This window comes from Saccharothrix isguenensis (assembly GCF_052936305.1).
The window spans coordinates 6,965,216-6,983,270 of record NZ_CP193626.1 but is presented as its reverse complement, the minus strand read 5'-3'; the positions used below and the strand labels follow the sequence as shown (position 1 = coordinate 6,983,270).

At 71.7% G+C, this 18,055-nt stretch carries 13 protein-coding genes; 10 read left to right on the top strand and 3 right to left on the bottom strand.

Annotated elements, in window-relative coordinates; genetic code table 11:
- The first annotated feature begins 129 nt into the window (after nucleotides 1-129).
- The 6 genes from ACRAKI_RS31345 to ACRAKI_RS31320 all read left to right on the top strand — a co-directional run bounded on the left by ACRAKI_RS31345 (nucleotide 130) and on the right by ACRAKI_RS31320 (nucleotide 8,410).
- A complete protein-coding gene (locus ACRAKI_RS31345; RefSeq protein WP_447004094.1) occupies nucleotides 130-1,149 on the top strand; it encodes a hydroxyacid dehydrogenase in 1,020 nt (339 codons plus the stop codon).
- A gap of 74 nt (nucleotides 1,150-1,223) precedes the next feature.
- Nucleotides 1,224-2,516 (top strand): ABC transporter substrate-binding protein, encoded by a 1,293-nt coding sequence (locus tag ACRAKI_RS31340; RefSeq protein ID WP_447004093.1) that lies wholly within the window; start codon nucleotides 1,224-1,226, stop codon nucleotides 2,514-2,516.
- A 44-nt stretch (nucleotides 2,517-2,560) separates the two neighbouring features.
- Nucleotides 2,561-3,496 (top strand): carbohydrate ABC transporter permease, encoded by a 936-nt coding sequence (locus ACRAKI_RS31335; RefSeq protein ID WP_447004092.1) that lies wholly within the window; start codon nucleotides 2,561-2,563, stop codon nucleotides 3,494-3,496.
- Nucleotides 3,496-4,392: a carbohydrate ABC transporter permease gene (locus ACRAKI_RS31330; RefSeq protein WP_447004091.1), complete on the top strand. Its 897-nt coding sequence runs from the start codon at nucleotides 3,496-3,498 to the stop codon at nucleotides 4,390-4,392. The genes ACRAKI_RS31335 and ACRAKI_RS31330 overlap by 1 nt, the downstream gene beginning before the upstream one ends.
- A 5-nt stretch (nucleotides 4,393-4,397) precedes the next feature.
- On the top strand, nucleotides 4,398-5,087 hold the full coding sequence (locus tag ACRAKI_RS31325) for a hypothetical protein (RefSeq protein ID WP_447004090.1): 690 nt from the start codon (nucleotides 4,398-4,400) through the stop codon (nucleotides 5,085-5,087).
- A 137-nt stretch (nucleotides 5,088-5,224) separates the two neighbouring features.
- The gene (locus ACRAKI_RS31320; RefSeq protein ID WP_447004089.1) at nucleotides 5,225-8,410 is read left to right on the top strand and encodes a glycoside hydrolase; all 3,186 of its coding nucleotides are present in this window, start codon (nucleotides 5,225-5,227) and stop codon (nucleotides 8,408-8,410) included.
- Nucleotides 8,411-8,462: 52 nt separating this feature from the next.
- Here the strand turns inward: ACRAKI_RS31320 and ACRAKI_RS31315 are convergent, their stop codons facing one another.
- From ACRAKI_RS31315 to rhaI, 3 genes are read right to left on the bottom strand one after another with little or no spacing between them, the layout of a single operon-like run.
- Nucleotides 8,463-9,911 carry a rhamnulokinase gene (locus ACRAKI_RS31315; protein ID WP_447004088.1) on the bottom strand — a complete coding sequence of 483 codons (1,449 nt, stop codon included), beginning with the start codon at nucleotides 9,909-9,911 and terminating at the stop codon, nucleotides 8,463-8,465.
- Nucleotides 9,911-11,950 (bottom strand): bifunctional aldolase/short-chain dehydrogenase, encoded by a 2,040-nt coding sequence (locus ACRAKI_RS31310; protein WP_447004087.1) that lies wholly within the window; start codon nucleotides 11,948-11,950, stop codon nucleotides 9,911-9,913. Before ACRAKI_RS31310 ends, ACRAKI_RS31315 begins: the two co-directional genes overlap by 1 nt.
- 41 nt (nucleotides 11,951-11,991) lie before the next feature.
- Nucleotides 11,992-13,152, bottom strand: coding sequence for an L-rhamnose isomerase (gene rhaI / locus ACRAKI_RS31305; protein ID WP_447004086.1), 1,161 nt, complete (start codon nucleotides 13,150-13,152; stop codon nucleotides 11,992-11,994).
- Nucleotides 13,153-13,363: 211 nt separating this feature from the next.
- Between rhaI and ACRAKI_RS31300 the strand changes: the two genes are divergently transcribed.
- The 4 genes from ACRAKI_RS31300 to ACRAKI_RS31285 all read left to right on the top strand — a co-directional run bounded on the left by ACRAKI_RS31300 (nucleotide 13,364) and on the right by ACRAKI_RS31285 (nucleotide 18,040).
- On the top strand, nucleotides 13,364-14,374 hold the full coding sequence (locus ACRAKI_RS31300; protein WP_447008568.1) for a LacI family DNA-binding transcriptional regulator: 1,011 nt from the start codon (nucleotides 13,364-13,366) through the stop codon (nucleotides 14,372-14,374).
- A gap of 177 nt (nucleotides 14,375-14,551) precedes the next feature.
- Complete coding sequence (locus ACRAKI_RS31295; protein WP_447004085.1) at nucleotides 14,552-16,060, top strand: sugar ABC transporter ATP-binding protein; 1,509 nt, start codon at nucleotides 14,552-14,554, stop codon at nucleotides 16,058-16,060.
- Nucleotides 16,057-17,067, top strand: a complete 1,011-nt coding sequence (locus ACRAKI_RS31290) for an ABC transporter permease (RefSeq protein ID WP_447004084.1) — start codon at nucleotides 16,057-16,059, stop codon at nucleotides 17,065-17,067. Before ACRAKI_RS31295 ends, ACRAKI_RS31290 begins: the two co-directional genes overlap by 4 nt.
- Nucleotides 17,057-18,040, top strand: coding sequence for an ABC transporter permease (locus ACRAKI_RS31285; RefSeq protein WP_447004083.1), 984 nt, complete (start codon nucleotides 17,057-17,059; stop codon nucleotides 18,038-18,040). Before ACRAKI_RS31290 ends, ACRAKI_RS31285 begins: the two co-directional genes overlap by 11 nt.
- The last annotated feature ends 15 nt before the right edge of the window (nucleotides 18,041-18,055 follow it).

Here is an 18,055-nt window from a genome sequence, read left to right as displayed (position 1 = left end):
TCGGCTCACCTTCGCTCGGTCACCTGGATCATTCTGATCGTAACTGAACGAAACAAGTCTTGACTTGAAAAACACGATCACACATGATCGGTCCACTCTTTCGAGCGTTCCGGCCGCAAAGGATTCCGCGTGACCCACGGACCACGACGACCACAGGCGCTGCTGGTGATGGAGCCGGAGCACTTCCGGGTCCAGTTCGGACCGGCGCAGCTGGACCGCCTGGACCGGCTGGTCGGCCTGGCCGACCCGGTGTCGACGGCAGAGCTGGACTCGCCGGCGGTGCGGCGCAGACTGCGCGAGGTGGAGGTGCTGCTGACGTCGTGGGGCTGCCCGCCGCTCACCACGGAGCGGCTGGCCGCGGCGCCCGACCTGCGCGCGATCTTCCACGGCGCGGGCAGCGTGCGGTCGTTCGTCACCGACGAGGTGTGGCGGCGCGGCATCCTGGTCACCACGGCGGCCGACCAGAACGCCATCCCGGTGGCCGAGTTCACCGTGGCCGCCATCGTGTTCGCGGGCAAGAAGGCGCCGTTCCTCGCCCAGGACGCCCGCAAGCACCGCGACGACTGGTCCTACCTGGCGCGGCGCGGCGAGCTGACCAACAGGGGCCGCACGATCGGCGTGGCCGGCTTCTCCCGGGTCGGCCGCCGGGTGGTGGACCGGCTGCGCGAGATGGACGTGACGGTGCTGGTGTACGACCCGTACGTGGACCCGGCCGAGGTGGCGGCGGCGGGTGGCCGGCTGGTGGGGCTGCCGGAGCTGCTGCGGGCCAGCGACGTGCTCTCGCTGCACGTGCCGGAGCTGGGCTCCACCCACCACCTGATCGGGGCCGCCGAGCTGGCGATGCTGCGCGACGGCGCGACGGTGGTGAACACCGCGCGCGGCTCGGTGCTCGACACGGCGGCGCTGGAGCGGGAGTGCGCCACCGGGCGGCTCGACGCGATCCTGGACGTGACCGACCCGGAGCCGCTGCCGGCCGACTCGGTCCTCTACGACCTGCCCAACGTGATGATCACCCCGCACATCGCGGGCTCGCTGGGCTCGGAAACCCGACGGATGAGCGACAGCGCGATCGACGAGCTGGAGCGCTACCTGTCCGGTCGCCCGCCGCGCGCCGCCGTCACCCCGGACACGTTCGGGAAGAGCGCGTGACCGCCGGGCGGCGGCTCGACCGCGGCGCACCTGCCGCACCACCACGGAATGAAGTTGGGAAAGGGACGGGATCAATGATGACTCCGAACGAGCCTCGCGCGGGTCGGCGTGGCCGCGTCCGCGGGGCCCTGGTCGCCCTCACGGCGCTGTCGCTGGTGACGGCGGGCTGTGGTTCGGGTGCACCGGCCGACGAGAGCGGCCCGGTCACGCTGAGCGTGGCGGTGTGGAACCTGGCGGGCACGCCCGAGTTCCAGGCCGTGTTCGACGCCTTCGAGGCGGCCAACCCCGATGTGACGGTGCAGCCGGTCGACATCCTGGCCGCCGACTACCCCACGAAGGTCACGACCATGCTCGCGGGCGGTGACACGACCGACGTGATCACCATGAAGAACGTCATCGACTACGCCCGCTACGCCGGCCGCGGGCAGCTGGCCGACGTCAGCGACCTGGTGAAGGACGAGGACACCGGCGACCTGGCCGGGCTCGACGCCTTCGACCAGGAGGGCAAGTACTTCGCGCTGCCCTACCGGCAGGACTTCTGGCTGCTCTACTACAACAAGAAGATGTTCGACGAGGCCGGCATCGCCTACCCGGAGGACCTGACCTGGGACCAGTACGCCGACACAGCCAAGAAGCTCACGAAGGAAGTGGACGGCAAGAAGGTCTACGGCACCTACCACCACACCTGGCGGTCGGTCGTGCAGGCCATCTCGGCGGCGCAGAACGACGGTGACCAGATCGGCGGCGACTTCGAGTTCTTCGCCGACCAGTACGAGCTGGCGCTCGACCTGCAGAAGTCCGGCGCGGCGCTCGACTTCGGCAGCGCGACGGCCCAGCAGGCCAGCTACCGCACCATGTTCGAGACCGGCGCCACCGCGATGCTGCCGATGGGCACCTGGTACACGGCGGGCATCCTGGCCGCCAAGAAGAAGGGCGACACCGCGGTCGAGTGGGGCATCGCGCCCATGCCGCAGCGCGCCGGCTCGTCCGGCACCACCACGTTCGGCTCGCCGACGGCGTTCGCGGTCAACAAGAACGCCAAGCACACCGAGACCGCGCGGAAGTTCGTGGAGTTCGCGTCCGGGCCCGAGGGCGCGAAGGCGATCACCAAGGTCGGCGTCGTGCCGGCGCTCCAGAGCGACGAGATCACCAAGCTGTACGCGTCGCTGGAAGGCATGCCCAGCGGCGATCAGACCGCCAAGGCCCTCTCCCCGGACAAGATCGTCCTGGAGATGCCGGTCAGCGAGCACACCGCCGACGTGGACACGATCCTCAAGGAGGAGCACGAACTGATCATGGTCGGCGAGAAGTCGGTCGAGGAGGGCATCCGGACCATGCGGGACCGGGTCAAGAAGGTCATCGACTAGCCTCCCCCGACCTCGACGCCCCCGAGACCAGCACGAGGACGAGCATGGCCAACGCAGTGACCAAGACGAAAGCACCGCCGGTGGCGCCGCCTCGCGGTCCGGCCCAACGGCGACGGACACGACGCAACACCCTCATCGGCTGGAGCTTCATCCTCCCGAACTTCGTCGGGTTCGCCCTGTTCACCCTCGTGCCGGTGATCGCGGCGTTCGCCCTGGCGTTCATGGAGTGGGACTCCTACCGCGCGCCGGAGTGGATCGGCCTGGACAACTTCGCCGAGATGCTGGAGGACGAGAACTTCCGGGTCGCGCTGGGCAACACGCTGTACTACGCGGCGGGGCACATCCCGCTGACCATGGTCGCCGCACTCGGCCTGGCGATCGTGCTCAACCGGAAGATCCGCGGTGTGGGCTTCTTCCGCACCGCGGCCTTCTTCCCCTACGTCACGTCGCTGGTCGCCGTGGCGGTGGTGTGGAACATGCTGTTCAACCCCACCATGGGCCCGGTCAACCAGTTCCTCGGCGCGCTGGGCGTCAGCGATCCGCCGGGTTGGGTGTCGAGCACCGACTGGGCGATGCCCGCGGTGATCATCACCAGCGTGTGGCGGGACATGGGGTACTACATGGTGCTCTACCTGGCCGGGCTCCAGTCCATCCCGGAGGAGTTCTACGAGGCGGCACGGGTGGACGGCGCCAACGCGTGGCACCGGTTCTGGCACATCACCCTGCCGTCGCTGCGGCCGACCACGTTCTTCGTGCTGGTCATGCTGACGATCCAGAGCTTCAAGGTGCTGGACCTCATCGTCGTCATGACCAACGGCGGCCCCGGCCGGAGCACGCTGGTGCTCTCCCAGCTCGTGTACCGGGAGGGCATCACCGAGGGCCACTTCGGCTACTCGTCCGCGATCGCGTTGGTGCTGTTCGTCATCGTGCTCAGCGTGACCGTCCTCCAGTTCCGCCTCAACGAGCGGAGGAACGCCTGATGACCACGCTGCACCCGGCGCCGCCAACCGCGCCGCCGCTCGACCCGGCGCCACCGGCCAAGTCCTCCGGCGGCGCGTGGCGGATCGCCCGACCGGTGCTCACCTACACCGCGATGATCGCGGTGGCGCTGCTCGTGCTCGTGCCGTTCGCCTGGATGCTCTCCGCGTCGCTCAAGCGCGACAACGAGGTGTTCACCGTGCCGATCCAGTGGATCCCGGACGAACTCCGCTGGTCGAACTTCGTGGAGATCTGGGACCGCATCCCGCTGGCCACCTACCTCGGCAACTCGCTGTTCCTCTCGGTGACGATCACCGTGCTCCAGGTGCTCACCGGCAGCTTCGCCGCGTACGGGTTCTCCAAGGTGCGGTTCCCCGGCCGCGACGCGCTGTTCCTGATGTACATCGCCACGATCGCCGTGCCGTGGCAGGCGTACATGGTGCCGCAGTACATCATGATGCAGCGGATGGAGCTGACGAACACGTACTGGTCGATCATCCTGCTCCAGGCGTTCGGCGCGTTCGGCGTGTTCCTGATGCGGCAGTACTACATGTCGATCCCGGACGAGCTGTGCGAGGCCGCGCGCATCGACGGGCTGAACGAGTACGGGATCTACTGGCGGATCATCCTGCCGCTGTCGAAACCGGCGCTCGCGAGCCTGGCGCTGCTCACGTTCGTCAACACCTGGAACGACTACATGGGGCCGTTCATCTACCTGACCAGCAACGAGCTGTGGACCGTGCAGCTGGGCCTGCGCTCGTTCGTCGGCCAGTACGACGCCGAGTACGCGATGATCATGACCGGTGCGGTGCTGTCCGTGCTGCCGATCCTGTTGGTGTTCCTGCTGGGGCAGCGGTACTTCATCCGCGGCATCGCGACGACCGGGATCAAGGGGTGAGCGCGGTGGCCGTGCGACTGCTGCGCCCCGCCGCCCAGGAGACCTACGAGAAGGTCTTCGGGATGGTGTACGTCGGCCTGATGGCCAACGTGCTGCTCGCCGTTGCCTGCTCCCCGTTGCTGCTGGCGCTGGCCGTCGTGCGCGATCCGCTCGCGTCGTGGCCGTTCTTCGTCGTGCTGTCGGGGGTCTGCGCGCCGGCGCTGGCGGGGGTGTTCGGCTGCTTCGCGGCGCTGGGCGACGGTCCGCCGTCGGTGTGGCGGCCGTTCGTCACGGCATACCGGCGTGCTGCCGCCCCTGCGTCGGCGGTGTGGTTCGGCGGTGCCGCCGTGGTGGCGGTGCTGGGGTTCGACGCCGTCATCGTGGCCCGCACGTCGTGGGGACCGGCGCTGGTGCCGTTCTTCGTGACGGCGACCGCGCTGGTCGTGGCGACGGTGATCGCGGTGGTCCTCGTGCTCGCGACGTCCGCCGATGGCGTCCGGGCGCGTGCGCTCCTGTGGCCGTGCCTGTGCCTGGTGGCGCGGCGCTGGTACCTCGGGCTGGCCAACGTGGTCGTGCTCGGGCTGGCCGCGGGGATCGTGCTGGCCCAGCCGGTGGCCGGTCTGCTGGTGGCGTGCGCGCCGCTGCTCTACGTGGTGTTCGGCAACACGCGCGCGATCACCGCGCCGCTGTCCGGCCAGGAGGCTCGGGCGCAGTAGGTCCGGGCGCTGTAGGCCTGGGCGCAGCAAGTCCGTAGTGCACACCGTCGTGGGGAGCGCTTCGCCGTAGCGGGAAAGCGCTTTCCACGCTGTTCCTCCCCGCAGGGCCGTCCGTTCTGAAGAGGAGATCAACGACGATGGAACCGCGCAGAACACCCGTCAGGCTCGTCCGCCTCGGCCTGGCCGCCGTGCTGGCGGGCGGCGCCTTGGCCGCGGCCGGGCCTCCTGGGGCGGTCGCCCAGGGAGAGGTGGCCCAGGCCGAGGAGGTGCAGTCGGTCACGGTCCGGCCCGATCCGTCCTACCAGCAGCCCGCGTTCGAGGGCTGGGGCACGAGCCTGGTCTGGTTCGCCAACGCCACCGGCGGCTATCCCGACGAGGTCCGCGACCGCCTGGCCGACCTGCTGTTCGGCGAGGACGGGCTGCGGCTCAACATCGCCCGCTACAACATCGGCGGCGGCAACGCGCCGGACGTGCGCAAGGACTACATGAAGGCCGGCGCGACGATGGAGGGCTTCTGGCGCGCGCCGGAGGGCACCACGCGCGAGGACGTGGACTGGTGGGACCCGGACAACCCGGAGCACTGGAACTGGGACGCCGACGCGAACCAGCGGTGGTGGATCGACCGGATCAAGGACAAGGTCGACACGTGGGAGGCGTTCAGCAACTCGCCGCCGTGGTTCCAGACGGTCAGCGGGTACGTGTCCGGCGGGTTCGACCCGAGCGCCGACCAGATCCGCGCCGACCGGGTGGACGACTTCGCCACGTACCTGGTCCGCGTGTCGGAGCACATCGAACGTGCGCACGGCATCGAGTTCGACCTGGTCGAGCCGCTGAACGAGCCGAACACCTCGTACTGGGGCACGCAGCTCGGTCCTGACGGCCGGCCCACCGGCGGTCGTCAGGAGGGCGCGCACGCCGGCCCGGCCCTCCAGCAGAGCGTGGTCCTGGCGCTCCGGCGGGCGCTGGACGAGTCGCAGCTCGGCGCGCGCCTGTCCGCGATGGACGAGACCAACCCGGGGACGTTCCGGACCAACTGGAACGGCTACAGCGCGGAGGGGCGCGCGGCCGTCGACCAGCTGAACGTGCACACCTACGGCACCGGTGACCGGACGTCCGCGCGGGACATCGCCAAGGGCGCCGGCAAGCCGCTGTGGATGAGCGAGGTGGACGGCACCTGGGGCAACCGCCACAGCTTCACCGACATGGACCCCGGCCTCGGCATCGCCGAGCGGATCGTCTCCGACATGCGGGAGCTGGAGCCGTCCGCGTGGGTGCTGTGGCAGGCGATCGAGGACTACAACCCGCAGTTCGCGGCGGGGAAGAACTGGGGCAGCGTCCAGGTCCCGTTCGACTGCGCGCCCGACGCGACGCTGGAGACGTGCCCGGTCCGCACGAACACGAAGTTCAACACGATCCGGAACTTCACCCACTTCGTGCGCCCCGGTGACCGCGTGGTCAAGGTGGACGACACGTCCAGCCTGGCCGCAGTGTCGGCCTCCGGTGACTCCGCGACGGTCGTGCACGTCAACAGCGCGGACCGGCAGCGGGCCGTGACGCTGGACCTGTCGCGGTTCGGCGTGGTGCTGCCGCACGCCACCGTCACCCCCGTGGTGTCGGACGTCGACGGGGGTCTGGTGCGCGGCACGCCGGTCCGGGTCGGCGACGACCGCTCGGCCACGCTCACCGTGCCCTCCAGGTCGGTGACGACGTTCGTGGTCGACGGGGCCAAGGGCGTGGCGAAGGACGCGGCGCTGGTGCAGGAGGGTCACGTCTACGGCCTGGTCGGCGTGCAGAGCGGCAAGGCCCTGGTGCCGGCGGCCGAGGGCGGCTCGGTGGTGGTCCGGACGGCCGACCAGTCCGACGCGAGCGCGTTGTGGCGGGTCGAGCGGGTCACCGGGGGCGTGGGCAACCGCGAGCGCTACGCGGTGTCGCACGCGGTGAGCGGCCGGCGGTTGGCGGATCGCGGGAGCGGTCTCGTGCTCGAACCGGCGGGGGAGGCCGACCCCGCCGCGCAGTGGATCATGTCCACGACCGGTGACGGCACCTACACGTTCGTCAACGCGGCCACCGGGCGGCTGCCCGACGTGACGGGCCAGGCCACCGCGGACGGTTCGCCGGTGGGCGTCTACACCCCGTTCTCCGGGGCGAACCAGCGGTGGACCGTGGTGGACCGCACCGTGCTGGGCGCGCAGGACGTGGCGGTCTTCACCGTGCCGGGTCGGGCGCCCGAACTGCCGTCCACCGTGCCCGCCGAGCTGCGTGACGGCACGGGCGGCGCGTTGTCCGTGCAGTGGGAGCCGATGCCGGCGACGCGGTGGTCCCGACCGGGGACCGTGCGGGTGCCGGGCACCGCGACCGATCCGCTGGGTCGGACGTTCCGCACCACGGCGGTCGTCACCGTGGACACCATCGCGTCGACCCTGCCGGGACGGGCGAAGGCGTACGTCGGCGGCGTGCCTTCGTTGCCCACCACCGTCGTCGGCGTCGGCACGAACGGCGGCACGACGGAGCTGCCGGTGACGTGGCAGCCGATGCCGGCGACCACCGGGCCGGGCGTGGTGACGCTCCACGGCACGGCACAGGTCGTCGACGGCTCGACGGTGCCCGCGACGGCACGGGTGCAGGTCACCCAGCCGGTCGAGACCAACGCGGCGCTGGAGGACGGCGTGCGGGCCTCGTCCACCTACACCGAGCCCGGCTACTCCGCCGACCGCCTGCGCAACGGCGTCACGAACGACAAGGCCTGGTCCAACTGGAGGTCGGGCACGAAGAACCCGTCGGACACGCTGACCTACCAGCTGCCGGGCGCGCGGGACGTCGACCGCGTCGTCGTGCACTTCTACCGCGACGGGTCGACCGCGAGCTACGCGCAGTCGCTGCGCGTGCAGGTGCGGGACGCCGGCGGCACGTGGGTCGACGCGAGCGACGTGGTGCCGGTCGTCGGTGACGGCGTGCCGGCGCCCGTGGTCGAGGTCCCCTTGCGGGCATCGGCCACCGACGGGGTCCGGGTGGTGTTCACCGCACGGCCGTCGATGTACATGACGATCAGCGAGATCCAGGTGTTCGCCAAGGCGCCCGGGCAGTCGGCGGACGCGTCGGCGGCGCGGCTCGCCGTGGACGGCACGCCGGTCGCGGGCTTCCACCCGGGCACCACGGCGTACCAGGTCGACGCACGGCGGGGCGAGGTGACGGCGGTCGCGGCCGACCCGTACGCCAAGGTGGCCGTGGACCAGGCCGACCGCGCCGACCCGGTCGCCAGGGTCACGGTGACCAGCGAGGACGGCACCGGGCAACGGGAGTACACGGTCCGGTTCAAGGGCTGATGAATCCGGGGGTGGTGCGGCCGGGCACGTCACGGCCGCACCACCCCCGGCGCTATGCCGCTCCGGACCCGGGCGCGGTCAGGCGCTCTTCCGCCGCCTGCCAAGCCGACGCGTCGCCGTTCGGCTCGTACCGGGCCAGTTCGGTCGAGGCGCGCACCAACGCCCGCAGCTCCGACAGACCGCCGGTGACGACGCCCAGCGCGCGGGCCTGGACGAGCGCGTTGCCGTGGGCGGCGGCCTCGACCGGTCCGGCGATCACCGGCAGCCCGCACGCGTCGGCGGTGAGTCGGCACAGCAGGCGGTTGCGCGCCCCGCCGCCCACGACGTGCACGACGTCCACGCGCTGTCCGGACAGGTCGGAGGCTTCGCGGACCGCACGGCGGTGGGCCAGGGCCAGGCTGTCCAGCACGCACCGCACCACCGCGGGAGGCGTCGCCGGCGCGGGCTGGCCGGTCCGGGCGCAAGCGGCGGCGATGCGGGCGGGCATGTCGCCGGGCGGGATGAACGCCGGATCGCCCGCGTCCACCACGGCCGTCAAGCCGGGCTCGGTCGCGGCGGCGGCCAGCAGGCCCGCCAGGTCGGGGTCGCCCCACTCGCGCAGGCACTCCTGCAACAGCCACAGGCCCATCACGTTGCGCAGGTAGCGCACGGTGCCGTCGATGCCCAGCTCGTTGGAGAAGTTCGCCCGGCGGCCGGCCTCCGTGAGCACCGGCGCGTCCAGTTCGACCCCGACCAGCGACCACGTGCCGGTGGCGACGTACGCGAAGTTCCGCGTGGTCGCGGGCACCCCCACCACGGCGGACGCGGTGTCGTGCGACCCGACCGCCACCAAGGGCGTGGCGCCGGCCCCCACGTGCGGCAGGAGTTCGCCGACGACCGTGCCCGGTTCCACCAGGGGCGTGAACAACCCCTCGGCGACACCGAGGCGGGACATCAACTCCGTGGACCACGTCCGGGTCCGGGCGTCGAGCAGGCCGGTGGTGGAGGCGTTGGTGACCTCGGTGACCCGCGCCCCGGTCAGCCAGTGCCCGAGCAGGTCGGGGATCAGCAACAGCTGCCGGGCCGCGTCCAGCTGCGGCGTTCCCCGCGAGGCAGCGAGCTGGTAGACCGTGTTGAACGGCAGCACTTGCAGCCCCGTGACCCCGTACAGGTCGGCCGCCGGAACGCGGGCGTGGACGGCGTCGGGGACCCCGTCGGTGCGCGCGTCCCGGTAGTGCACGGGATTGCCCAGCAGCGCCCCGGTGGCGTCGAGCAGGCCGTAGTCGACGGCCCACGAGTCGATGCCGACCGAGTCGAGCGGGCGCGGCCCGGCGGCCCGCAGACCGTCGAGCACGCCCTGGTAGAGGGCGAGCACGTCCCAGTGCAGGGTGTCGCCGAGCCGCACCGGCCCGTTGGGGAACCGGTGCGCCTCGGTGAAGTCCACCCGGTCGGCCGCGATGTCGAACGCCATGACGCGCCCGCTGGACGCGCCCAGGTCGACGGCCGCGATCCGCACGCCCATCAGCGCAGGAAGGCGGCGGCGACGCCGGAGTCGACCGGGACGTGCAGCCCGGTGGTCTGCGACAGGTCACCGCCGGTCAGCGCGAAGACGGCGGCGGCGACGTGCTCGGGCAGCACCTCGCGGCCGAGCAGCGTGCGCTTGGCGTAGTAGGCGCCCAACTCCTCCTCCTTGACCCCGTACACGGCGGCGCGCTGGGCACCCCAACCGCCGGCGAAGATGCCCGAGCCGCGCACCACCCCGTCCGGGTTGACGCCGTTGACCCGGACGCCGTGCGGGCCCAGTTCGGCGGCCAGCAGGCGCACCTGGTGGGCCTGGTCGGCCTTGGTCGCGCCGTAGGCGACGTTGTTGGGCCCGGCGAACACGCCGTTCTTCGACGAGATGTAGACGATGTCGCCGCCGATGCCCTGGTCGATCATCACGCGTGCGGCGGCCCGCGACACCAGGAACGACCCGCGCGCCATCACGTCGTGCTGGAGGTCCCAGTCCCGCACGGTGGTCTCCAGCAACGGCTTGGAGATCGACAGCCCGGCGTTGTTGACGATCAGGTCGACCCCGCCGAACGCGAGCACGGCCTCGGCGAACGCCCGCTCCACGGCGTCCTCGTCCGACACGTCCGCGGCCACGCCGATCGCGGTGTCCGCACCGCCGATCCCGGACGCGACCGCCGCGGCCTTCTCCCCGTCGAGGTCGGCGACGACCACGCACGCGCCCTCGGCGGCCAGCCGCTCGGCGATGGCCTTGCCGATACCGGACGCGGCCCCGGTCACCAGCGCGACGCGGGTCGCCAACGGCTTCGGCTTGGGCATCCGGGCCAGCTTGGCCTCTTCGAGCGCCCAGTACTCGATCCGGAACTTCTCCGACTCGGCGATCGGCCGGTAGGTCGACACGGACTCCGCGCCGCGCATGACGTTGATGGCGTTGACGTAGAACTCGCCCGCCACCCGCGCGGTCTGCTTGTCGCGGCCGAAGGAGAACATGCCCACACCGGGCACCAGGACGATCGCCGGGTCGGCGCCGCGCATGGCCGGCGAGTCCGGGGCGGCGTGCCGCTCGTAGTACGCGCGGTAGTCGTCGCGGTAGGCGGCGTGCAGCTCCTTGAGCCGCGCGGTGATCTCCTCGACGCTCGCGCCGGCGGGCAGGTCGACCACCAGCGGCTTGACCTTGGTGCGCAGGAAGTGGTCCGGGCACGAGGTGCCCAGCTCGGCCAGCGGTGCCAGCTTCTCCCGGGCCAGGAAGTCCAGCACCACGTCGGCGTCGGTGTAGTGCCCCACCTGCGGGTGGTCGGTCGACGCCAGTCCGCGCACGGTCGGGAAGATCGCCGCCGCCCTGGCCCGCCGCTCGGCCTCGGGCAGCGGCTCACGGCCCGGCACGACCGCGCCGAACGGCTCCGCGACGCCGTGCTCGGCCAGGAACTCCTCGGCCGTGCGGATGATCTCCAGCGAGTGCGCCTCGCACTCCTCGGACGTGTCACCCCACGCGGTGATCCCGTGCCCGCCCAGCACGCACCCGATGGCCTGCGGGTTCGCCGCCTTGATCGCCGCGATGTCGAGGCCCAGCTGGAAACCGGGCCGCCGCCAGTCCACCCACGCCACCCGGTCGCCGAAGCACTGCCGGGTCAGCTCCTCCCCGTCGGCCGCCGTCGCCAGCGCGATGCCCGAGTCCGGGTGCAGGTGGTCCACGTGCGGCGCGTCCACCAGGCCGTGCATGGCGGTGTCGATCGACGGCGCGGCGCCGCCCCTGCCGTGCAGGCAGTAGTCGAACGCGGCGACCATCTCGTCCTCGCGGTCGACGCCGGGGTAGACGCCCACCAGGGCGCGCAGCCGGTCCAGCCGCAGCACGGCCAGGCCGGCGGGGGTGAGCGTGCCCAGGTCGCCGCCCGAGCCCTTCACCCACATCAGCTCGACCTGGTCGCCGGTGACCGGGTCGGTCTCCGCGCCCTTGGCCGAGGTGTTGCCGCCGGCGTAGTTGGTGTTGCGCGGGTCGGCGCCCAGCCGGTTCGAGCGGGCGACCAGCGACGCCGCGGTCGGGTTGTCGGTCATGTTCGGGGAGCTCCTCGTGGACGAGCGGGTGGCGACGGGGATCAGGTCCAGGCGGCCTGGGTGCCGCCGACGCGCCCGGCGGCGATCTCGGCGGCGTAGCCGGACGTCCGGTAGGCGGCCATCGGGTCGCGCGGCAGCCCGCGGGCTTCGCGGCGGTCGGCGAGCGCACCGCGCACGTCGGTGTGGAAGGCGTCCATCAGCACGTCGTGCGCGCCGAGCACGTCACCGGCCTCCTCCGCCGCCGTCAGCGCGCCGGTGTCCACGAGCAGCGCCTTGGCCAGCGCCTGCTCGACGTTGAGCACGGAACGGATCTGGCCCGCGATCTTGTCCTCGATGTTGTGGCACTGGTCGAGCATGAAGTTCACCCCGGACTCCGGGCGGTGCCCGCCCACCGAGACGATCTCCACCATGATCCGGAACAGCTGGAACGGGTCCGCCGAGCCCACGATCAGGTCGTCGTCGGCGTAGTACCGGGAGTTGAAGTCGAACGCGCCCAGCCGGCCGGCCCGCAGCAGCTGCATGACGATGAACTCGATGTTGGTGCCCGGCGCGTGGTGACCGGTGTCCAGCACGACCTGCGCGCGGTCGCCGAGGGCCTGGCAGTGCAGCAGCGCGGTGCCCCAGTCGGGGATGTCCATGGCGTAGAAGTACGGCTCGAAGAACTTGTACTCGATCAGCAGCCGGTGGTCCGGCTCCAGCGCCGCGTAGATCGTCGCGAGCGAGTCGGCCAACCGGTCCTGCCGGGCCCGCAACGACGCCTGCCCCGCGTAGTTCGTGCCGTCCGGCAGCCACAGCTTCAGATCGGTGGAGCCGGTCTTCGCCATGATCTCGACGCACTCGAGGTGGTGCGCGACGGCCTTGGCCCGCACTGCCGGATCGGTGTGGGTCAGCGAACCGAACTTGTAGTCGTCGTCCTGGAACAGGTTCGAGTTGATCGCCCCGATCCGCACGCCGTGCTCCTGGGCGTGCGCGGCCAGTGCCCCGTAGTCGTCGACCCGGTCCCACGGGATGTGCAGCGACACGCGCGGCGCCAACCCGGTCAGCGCGTGCACCCGGGCCGCGTCCGCGATCTTCTCGAACGGGTCCCGAGGGGTGCCCGGCGTGCTGAACACCTTGAACCGGGTGCCGGAATTCCCGTACGCCCAACTCGGCACCTCGATGGTGAACCCGTCCAGGCCCGACAGCACCTCCTGTGGGGACATCACACGTCGTTCCTCTCGACAGCGGGGTCAACCGGCAGCACCGACGTTAGCCCACTTTAAAACGTTTCACAACGGTGCTGTGCAGGGCCGATCCAGTCCAGGCTGGACGGAGGGCGCGGCTGCTAAACTCGCCGCGAAACCAGTGCTTGGACGTTTCACCGCACGTCCCTGTCGAGCACGGAGGAGGGGTGCCGAAGTGGCCGCGCCGAGCATGAAGGACGTCGCAGCGCGCGCGGGGGTGTCCCTCGGCACCGTGTCGAACGTCCTCAACCGGCCCGACATGGTCGCCGAGCGCACCCGCAAGCGCGTGGTGGACGCGATCGCCGAGCTGGGGTTCGTGCGCAACGAGTCGGCCCGGCAGCTCCGCGGCGGCACCAGCCGGACCCTCGCCTACGTGGTGCTCGACGCGCGCAACCCGTTCTTCACCGACGTGGCGGCGGGCGCGCAGCAGGTGGCCGACGCCGCCGGGCTCGCGCTGTTCCTGTGCGACGGCGGCGAGGACCGGGCACGTCAGGCCATGTACCTCGACCTGCTGGAGCAGCAGCGGGTCGAGGGCATCCTCATCACGCCCGTCGACGCGGACGACCCGCGCATCGCCGCGCTGGCCGGCCGGGGCACGCCCGTCGTGGTGGTGGACCGCGGCGCGGGCCCGGACCGCTGCTCGGTGTCGGTCGACGACGTGCTGGGCGGCGACCTCGCCGTGTCCCACCTGCTCGACGCCGGGCACCGCCGGATCGCGTTCGTCGGCGGACCTCGTTCGATCGGCCAGGTCGAGGACCGCATCACGGGCGCCGAGCAGGCCTTGGCCCGCGCCGACGCCGAACCGCTGACCGTGCTGGAGACGGCCCGCCTGGACGTCGCCGAGGGCAGGCGCGCGGGGGAGCGGCTGGCCGGGCTGCCCGCGTCCCGGCGGCCGACCGCGGCCTTCTGCGCCAACGACATGCTCGCGCTCGGCTTGCTCCAGCAGGCGGTGCGGCTCGGCCTGCGGGTACCCGAAGACCTGGCCATCGTGGGCTACGACGACATCGAGTTCGCCGCCGCTGCCGCCGTGCCGCTGACGTCGGTCGCCCAGCCCCGCCAGCTCCTCGGTCGCACGGCGGCGGAGCTGATGCTGGCCGAGGCGCGGCACGCCGTCGGGCACGTGCACGAGCAGCGCGTGTTCGAGCCGGAACTGGTCGTGCGGGACTCCACCCGCCTGCGCCCGCTCGGCGGGGTCGCGTAGCGGCGGGGTCGCGTAGCGCCGTCCGATGTGGACGGTGCGTGGACCTCGTGCGACAGTCGGGTTGAAACGTGCCGCATACCGGTGGAGTTGCGGCCGAACCGTTGACGCTCCTCCACGCCGAGCCTAGCCTCCAAGGTCAAGCACTGACTTGAAACATTTCAGTCACGGGGGTGCCGGATGGACCTGGAATGCGCGGCTCCACTGCTGGAAGTGCGCGGAGTCTCCAAGTCGTTCGGCGCGGTCGCGGCCGTCCGCGAGGTCTCGTTCCCGTTGTACAGCGGCGAGGCGCACGCGTTGGTCGGGGAGAACGGCGCGGGCAAGTCGACCATCGTGAAGGTGCTCGCCGGCGTGCACGAGCCGGACGCCGGCGTGATCACGATCGACGGTCGCGCTGTGGAGCTGACCGGACCGGCGGCGGCGCAGGCGGCCGGGATCGCGGTCATCTACCAGGAACCCACGCTGTTCCCGGACCTCTCGGTGGCCGAGAACATCTTCATGGGCCGGCAGCCCTCGGGTCGGTTCGGCCGGATCGACCGGGCGGCGATGAAGGACGCGGCGGTCCGGCTGTTCGGCCGGCTCGGCGTGCGGATCGACCCGGACCGCCCCGCGCGAGGCCTGTCCATCGCCGACCAGCAGGTGGTCGAGATCGCCAAGGCGCTGTCGCTGGACGCGCGCGTGCTCGTGATGGACGAGCCGACCGCCGCGCTGTCCGGGGTGGAGGTGGAGCGGTTGTTCGCGGTGGTCCGCACCCTGTGCGAGCAGGGCGCGGCGGTGCTGTTCATCTCCCACCGCTTCACCGAGGTGTTCTCGCTCTGCCAACGGCTCACCGTGATGCGGGACGGCGCCCTGGTGTCGACCGACCCGGTCTCCGACCTGACCGTCGACCAGGTGGTGCGGCGGATGGTCGGGCGCGACGTGTCCACGTTGTTCCCCAAGGAAGAGGTGGAGCCCGGTGACGTGGTGCTGGAGGTAGCCGGGCTGACCAGGAACGGGGTGTTCGCCGACATCGGGTTCTCCGTGCGTGCCGGCGAGATCGTCGCGTTGGCCGGTCTGGTCGGCGCGGGGCGCAGCGAAGTGGTGCGCGCGGTGTTCGGGATCGACCGCTACGACTCGGGCGAGGTGCGGGTGGGCGGGGAACGGCTCCCGGGTGGCTCACCGGCCGCCGCGGTGGCGTCGGGGGTGGCGCTGGTGCCGGAGGACCGCCGTCAGCAGGGGCTCGTGATGGAGATGTCGATCGAGCGCAACGCGACGCTTTCCCGGCTGAAACCGTTGGCCCGCTTGGGTTTTCTCAGCGGTCGCGGCGAGCGCCGTGCCGCGCGCGAGTGGACGGAGCGATTGCGGGTCAAGTACGGGCGGCTGTCGGACGCGGTCGGCACGCTGTCGGGCGGCAACCAGCAGAAGGTGGTGCTGGCCAAGTGGCTGGCCACCGCTCCCCGGCTGCTGATCGTGGATGAGCCGACGCGGGGCATCGACGTGGGCACGAAGGCCGAGGTGCACCGGCTGCTGTCCCGGTTGGCCGCCGAGGGGGTTGCCGTGCTCATGGTGTCGTCCGAGCTGCCCGAAGTGCTCGGGATGGCCGACCGGGTGCTGGTCGTGCACGAGGGCCGGATCACCGCTTCGCTGACCCGTGACGAGGCGACGGAGGAATCGGTCATGTTCGCCGCCACGGGCCGGGTGTCGGCGTGAGCGCCGGGGAGAACGGGTCGCGGTTGGTCCACAAGCTGTGGCTGGTGCGCGAGTCGGGCATCGTCGTGGCGCTCGGGCTGCTGGTGCTCGTGACCACAGTGGACAGTCCGCACTTCCTGTCGCCGCAGAGCGTCCGGGACCTGCTGCTGGGCGCGGCGATCCTGGTGGTCCTCGCGGTCGGCCAGACCGTGGTGATCATCTCGCGCAACATCGACCTGTCGGTCGGGTCCGTGCTCGGGCTGGTGGCGTTCGCCACCGGCAAGCTGCTCAGCTCCGCGCCGGGAACGCCGACCGCGGTGGCCGTCCTGGCGGGTGTCGGGCTCGGCGCGCTGTGCGGTGTGGTCAACGGCGTGCTGGTCGCCGCCGCACGGGTGCCCGCGCTGGTGATCACCCTCGGCACGCTCTACGCGTTCCGCGGCATCGACCACTCCTGGGCGCGGGGCGAGCAGATCAACGCCTCCGACATGCCGCGCTCGTTCCTGGGCCTGGGCACGGGGACCGTGCTGGGCGTCCCGGTGCTCGCGATCATCGCGCTGGTCGTGGTGCTGGTGGTCGGGTTCGCCCTGCGCGACTACCGCAGTGGCCGCGAGCTGTACGCGATCGGCTCCGAACCCGCCGCCGCGCGCCTGTCCGGCATCCCGGTCGGGCGGCGGGTGTTCACGTCGTTCGTCGTCTGCGGCGCGATGGCGGGGCTGGCCGGTGTCCTGTACGCGGCGCGGTTCGGCACGATCGACGCCACCGCGGGCACCGGGATCGAACTCCAGGTCGTGGCGGCGGCCGTGGTCGGCGGCGTGGCGATCTTCGGCGGCAGCGGCAGCGTGTACGGGGCCGCGCTCGGCGCGCTGCTGTTGACCACCATCGGCAGCTCGCTGGCGGTGCTGCGGATCAACCCGTTCTGGCAGCAGGCCGTCGTCGGCGGTCTCATCCTCGCCGCCATCGGCCTGGACCGGATGCTCGCCGTCCGCGCGGCGAACCGCTTGCGAGGGAGGTCGTCCCGTGGCGCGTGACGTCGTGCGCTCCGCGCTGACCCGGTGGGACACCGTGCTCCTCGTGGTGCTCGCCGCGGTCGTGGTGGTCGCCGGGCTCCTGGTCGAGGGCTTCGCCAGTGGCCGGAACCTCCAGTTCCTGCTGCTGGACGTGGTCGCGATCGCGGTGATAGCGCTGCCGCTGACGCTGATCGTCATCACCGGGGAGATCGACCTGTCGGTGGCCAGCACGCTGGGGCTGTGCAGCGCGGTGATGGGGCAGCTGTGGGTGGCGGGCCTGTCGCTGGAGCTGGTCGTGGTCCTGGTGGTGGCTCTCGGCGCGGTGCTGGGCGCGGTGAACGCCGTGTTCGTGACGCGGTTCGCGCTGCCGTCGCTGGCGGTCACGATCGGCACGCTCGCGGCGTACCGGGGTCTGGCGTTCGTGGTGCTGGGCGACCAGGCCGTCGCCGACTTCCCGTTCAGCTGGACGACCGCCGCGAGCAGCACCGTCGGCGGCGGGTCCGTGCCGTGGGCGGCGGTCGTCACGCTGGTGCTGGCGGTGGTGTTCGGCGTCGTGCTGCACGCGACCCCCTTCGGCCGGTCCCTGTACGCGATGGGCAACAACGCCGAGGCGGCCACGTTCTCCGGTCTCCGGGTGGCGCGGGCGAAGTTCCGGCTGTTCGTCGTCTCGGGCGCGGTGTCGGGCCTGGCGGGGGTGTACTGGACGCTGCGGTTCGCCAGCGCGCGGGCCGACAACGCCGCCGGCCTGGAGCTGGCGGTCGTCGCGGCCGTCCTGCTCGGCGGTGTCTCGATCTTCGGCGGTCGCGGCACGCTGCTCGGCGTGCTGGCCGGCGTCCTGCTGCTCGGTGCCGTCCGCAACGCCCTCCAACTCGCCGACGTCGCCGCGGACACGCTCAACGTCGTCACCGGCGGACTGCTCATCGCCTCGGTCGTGGTGCCGAACGTCGTCGGCATGGGCCGGACCCGGTGGCGGCGGCGACGGCGCACCGCTTGACGTTTGTCCCTGCCG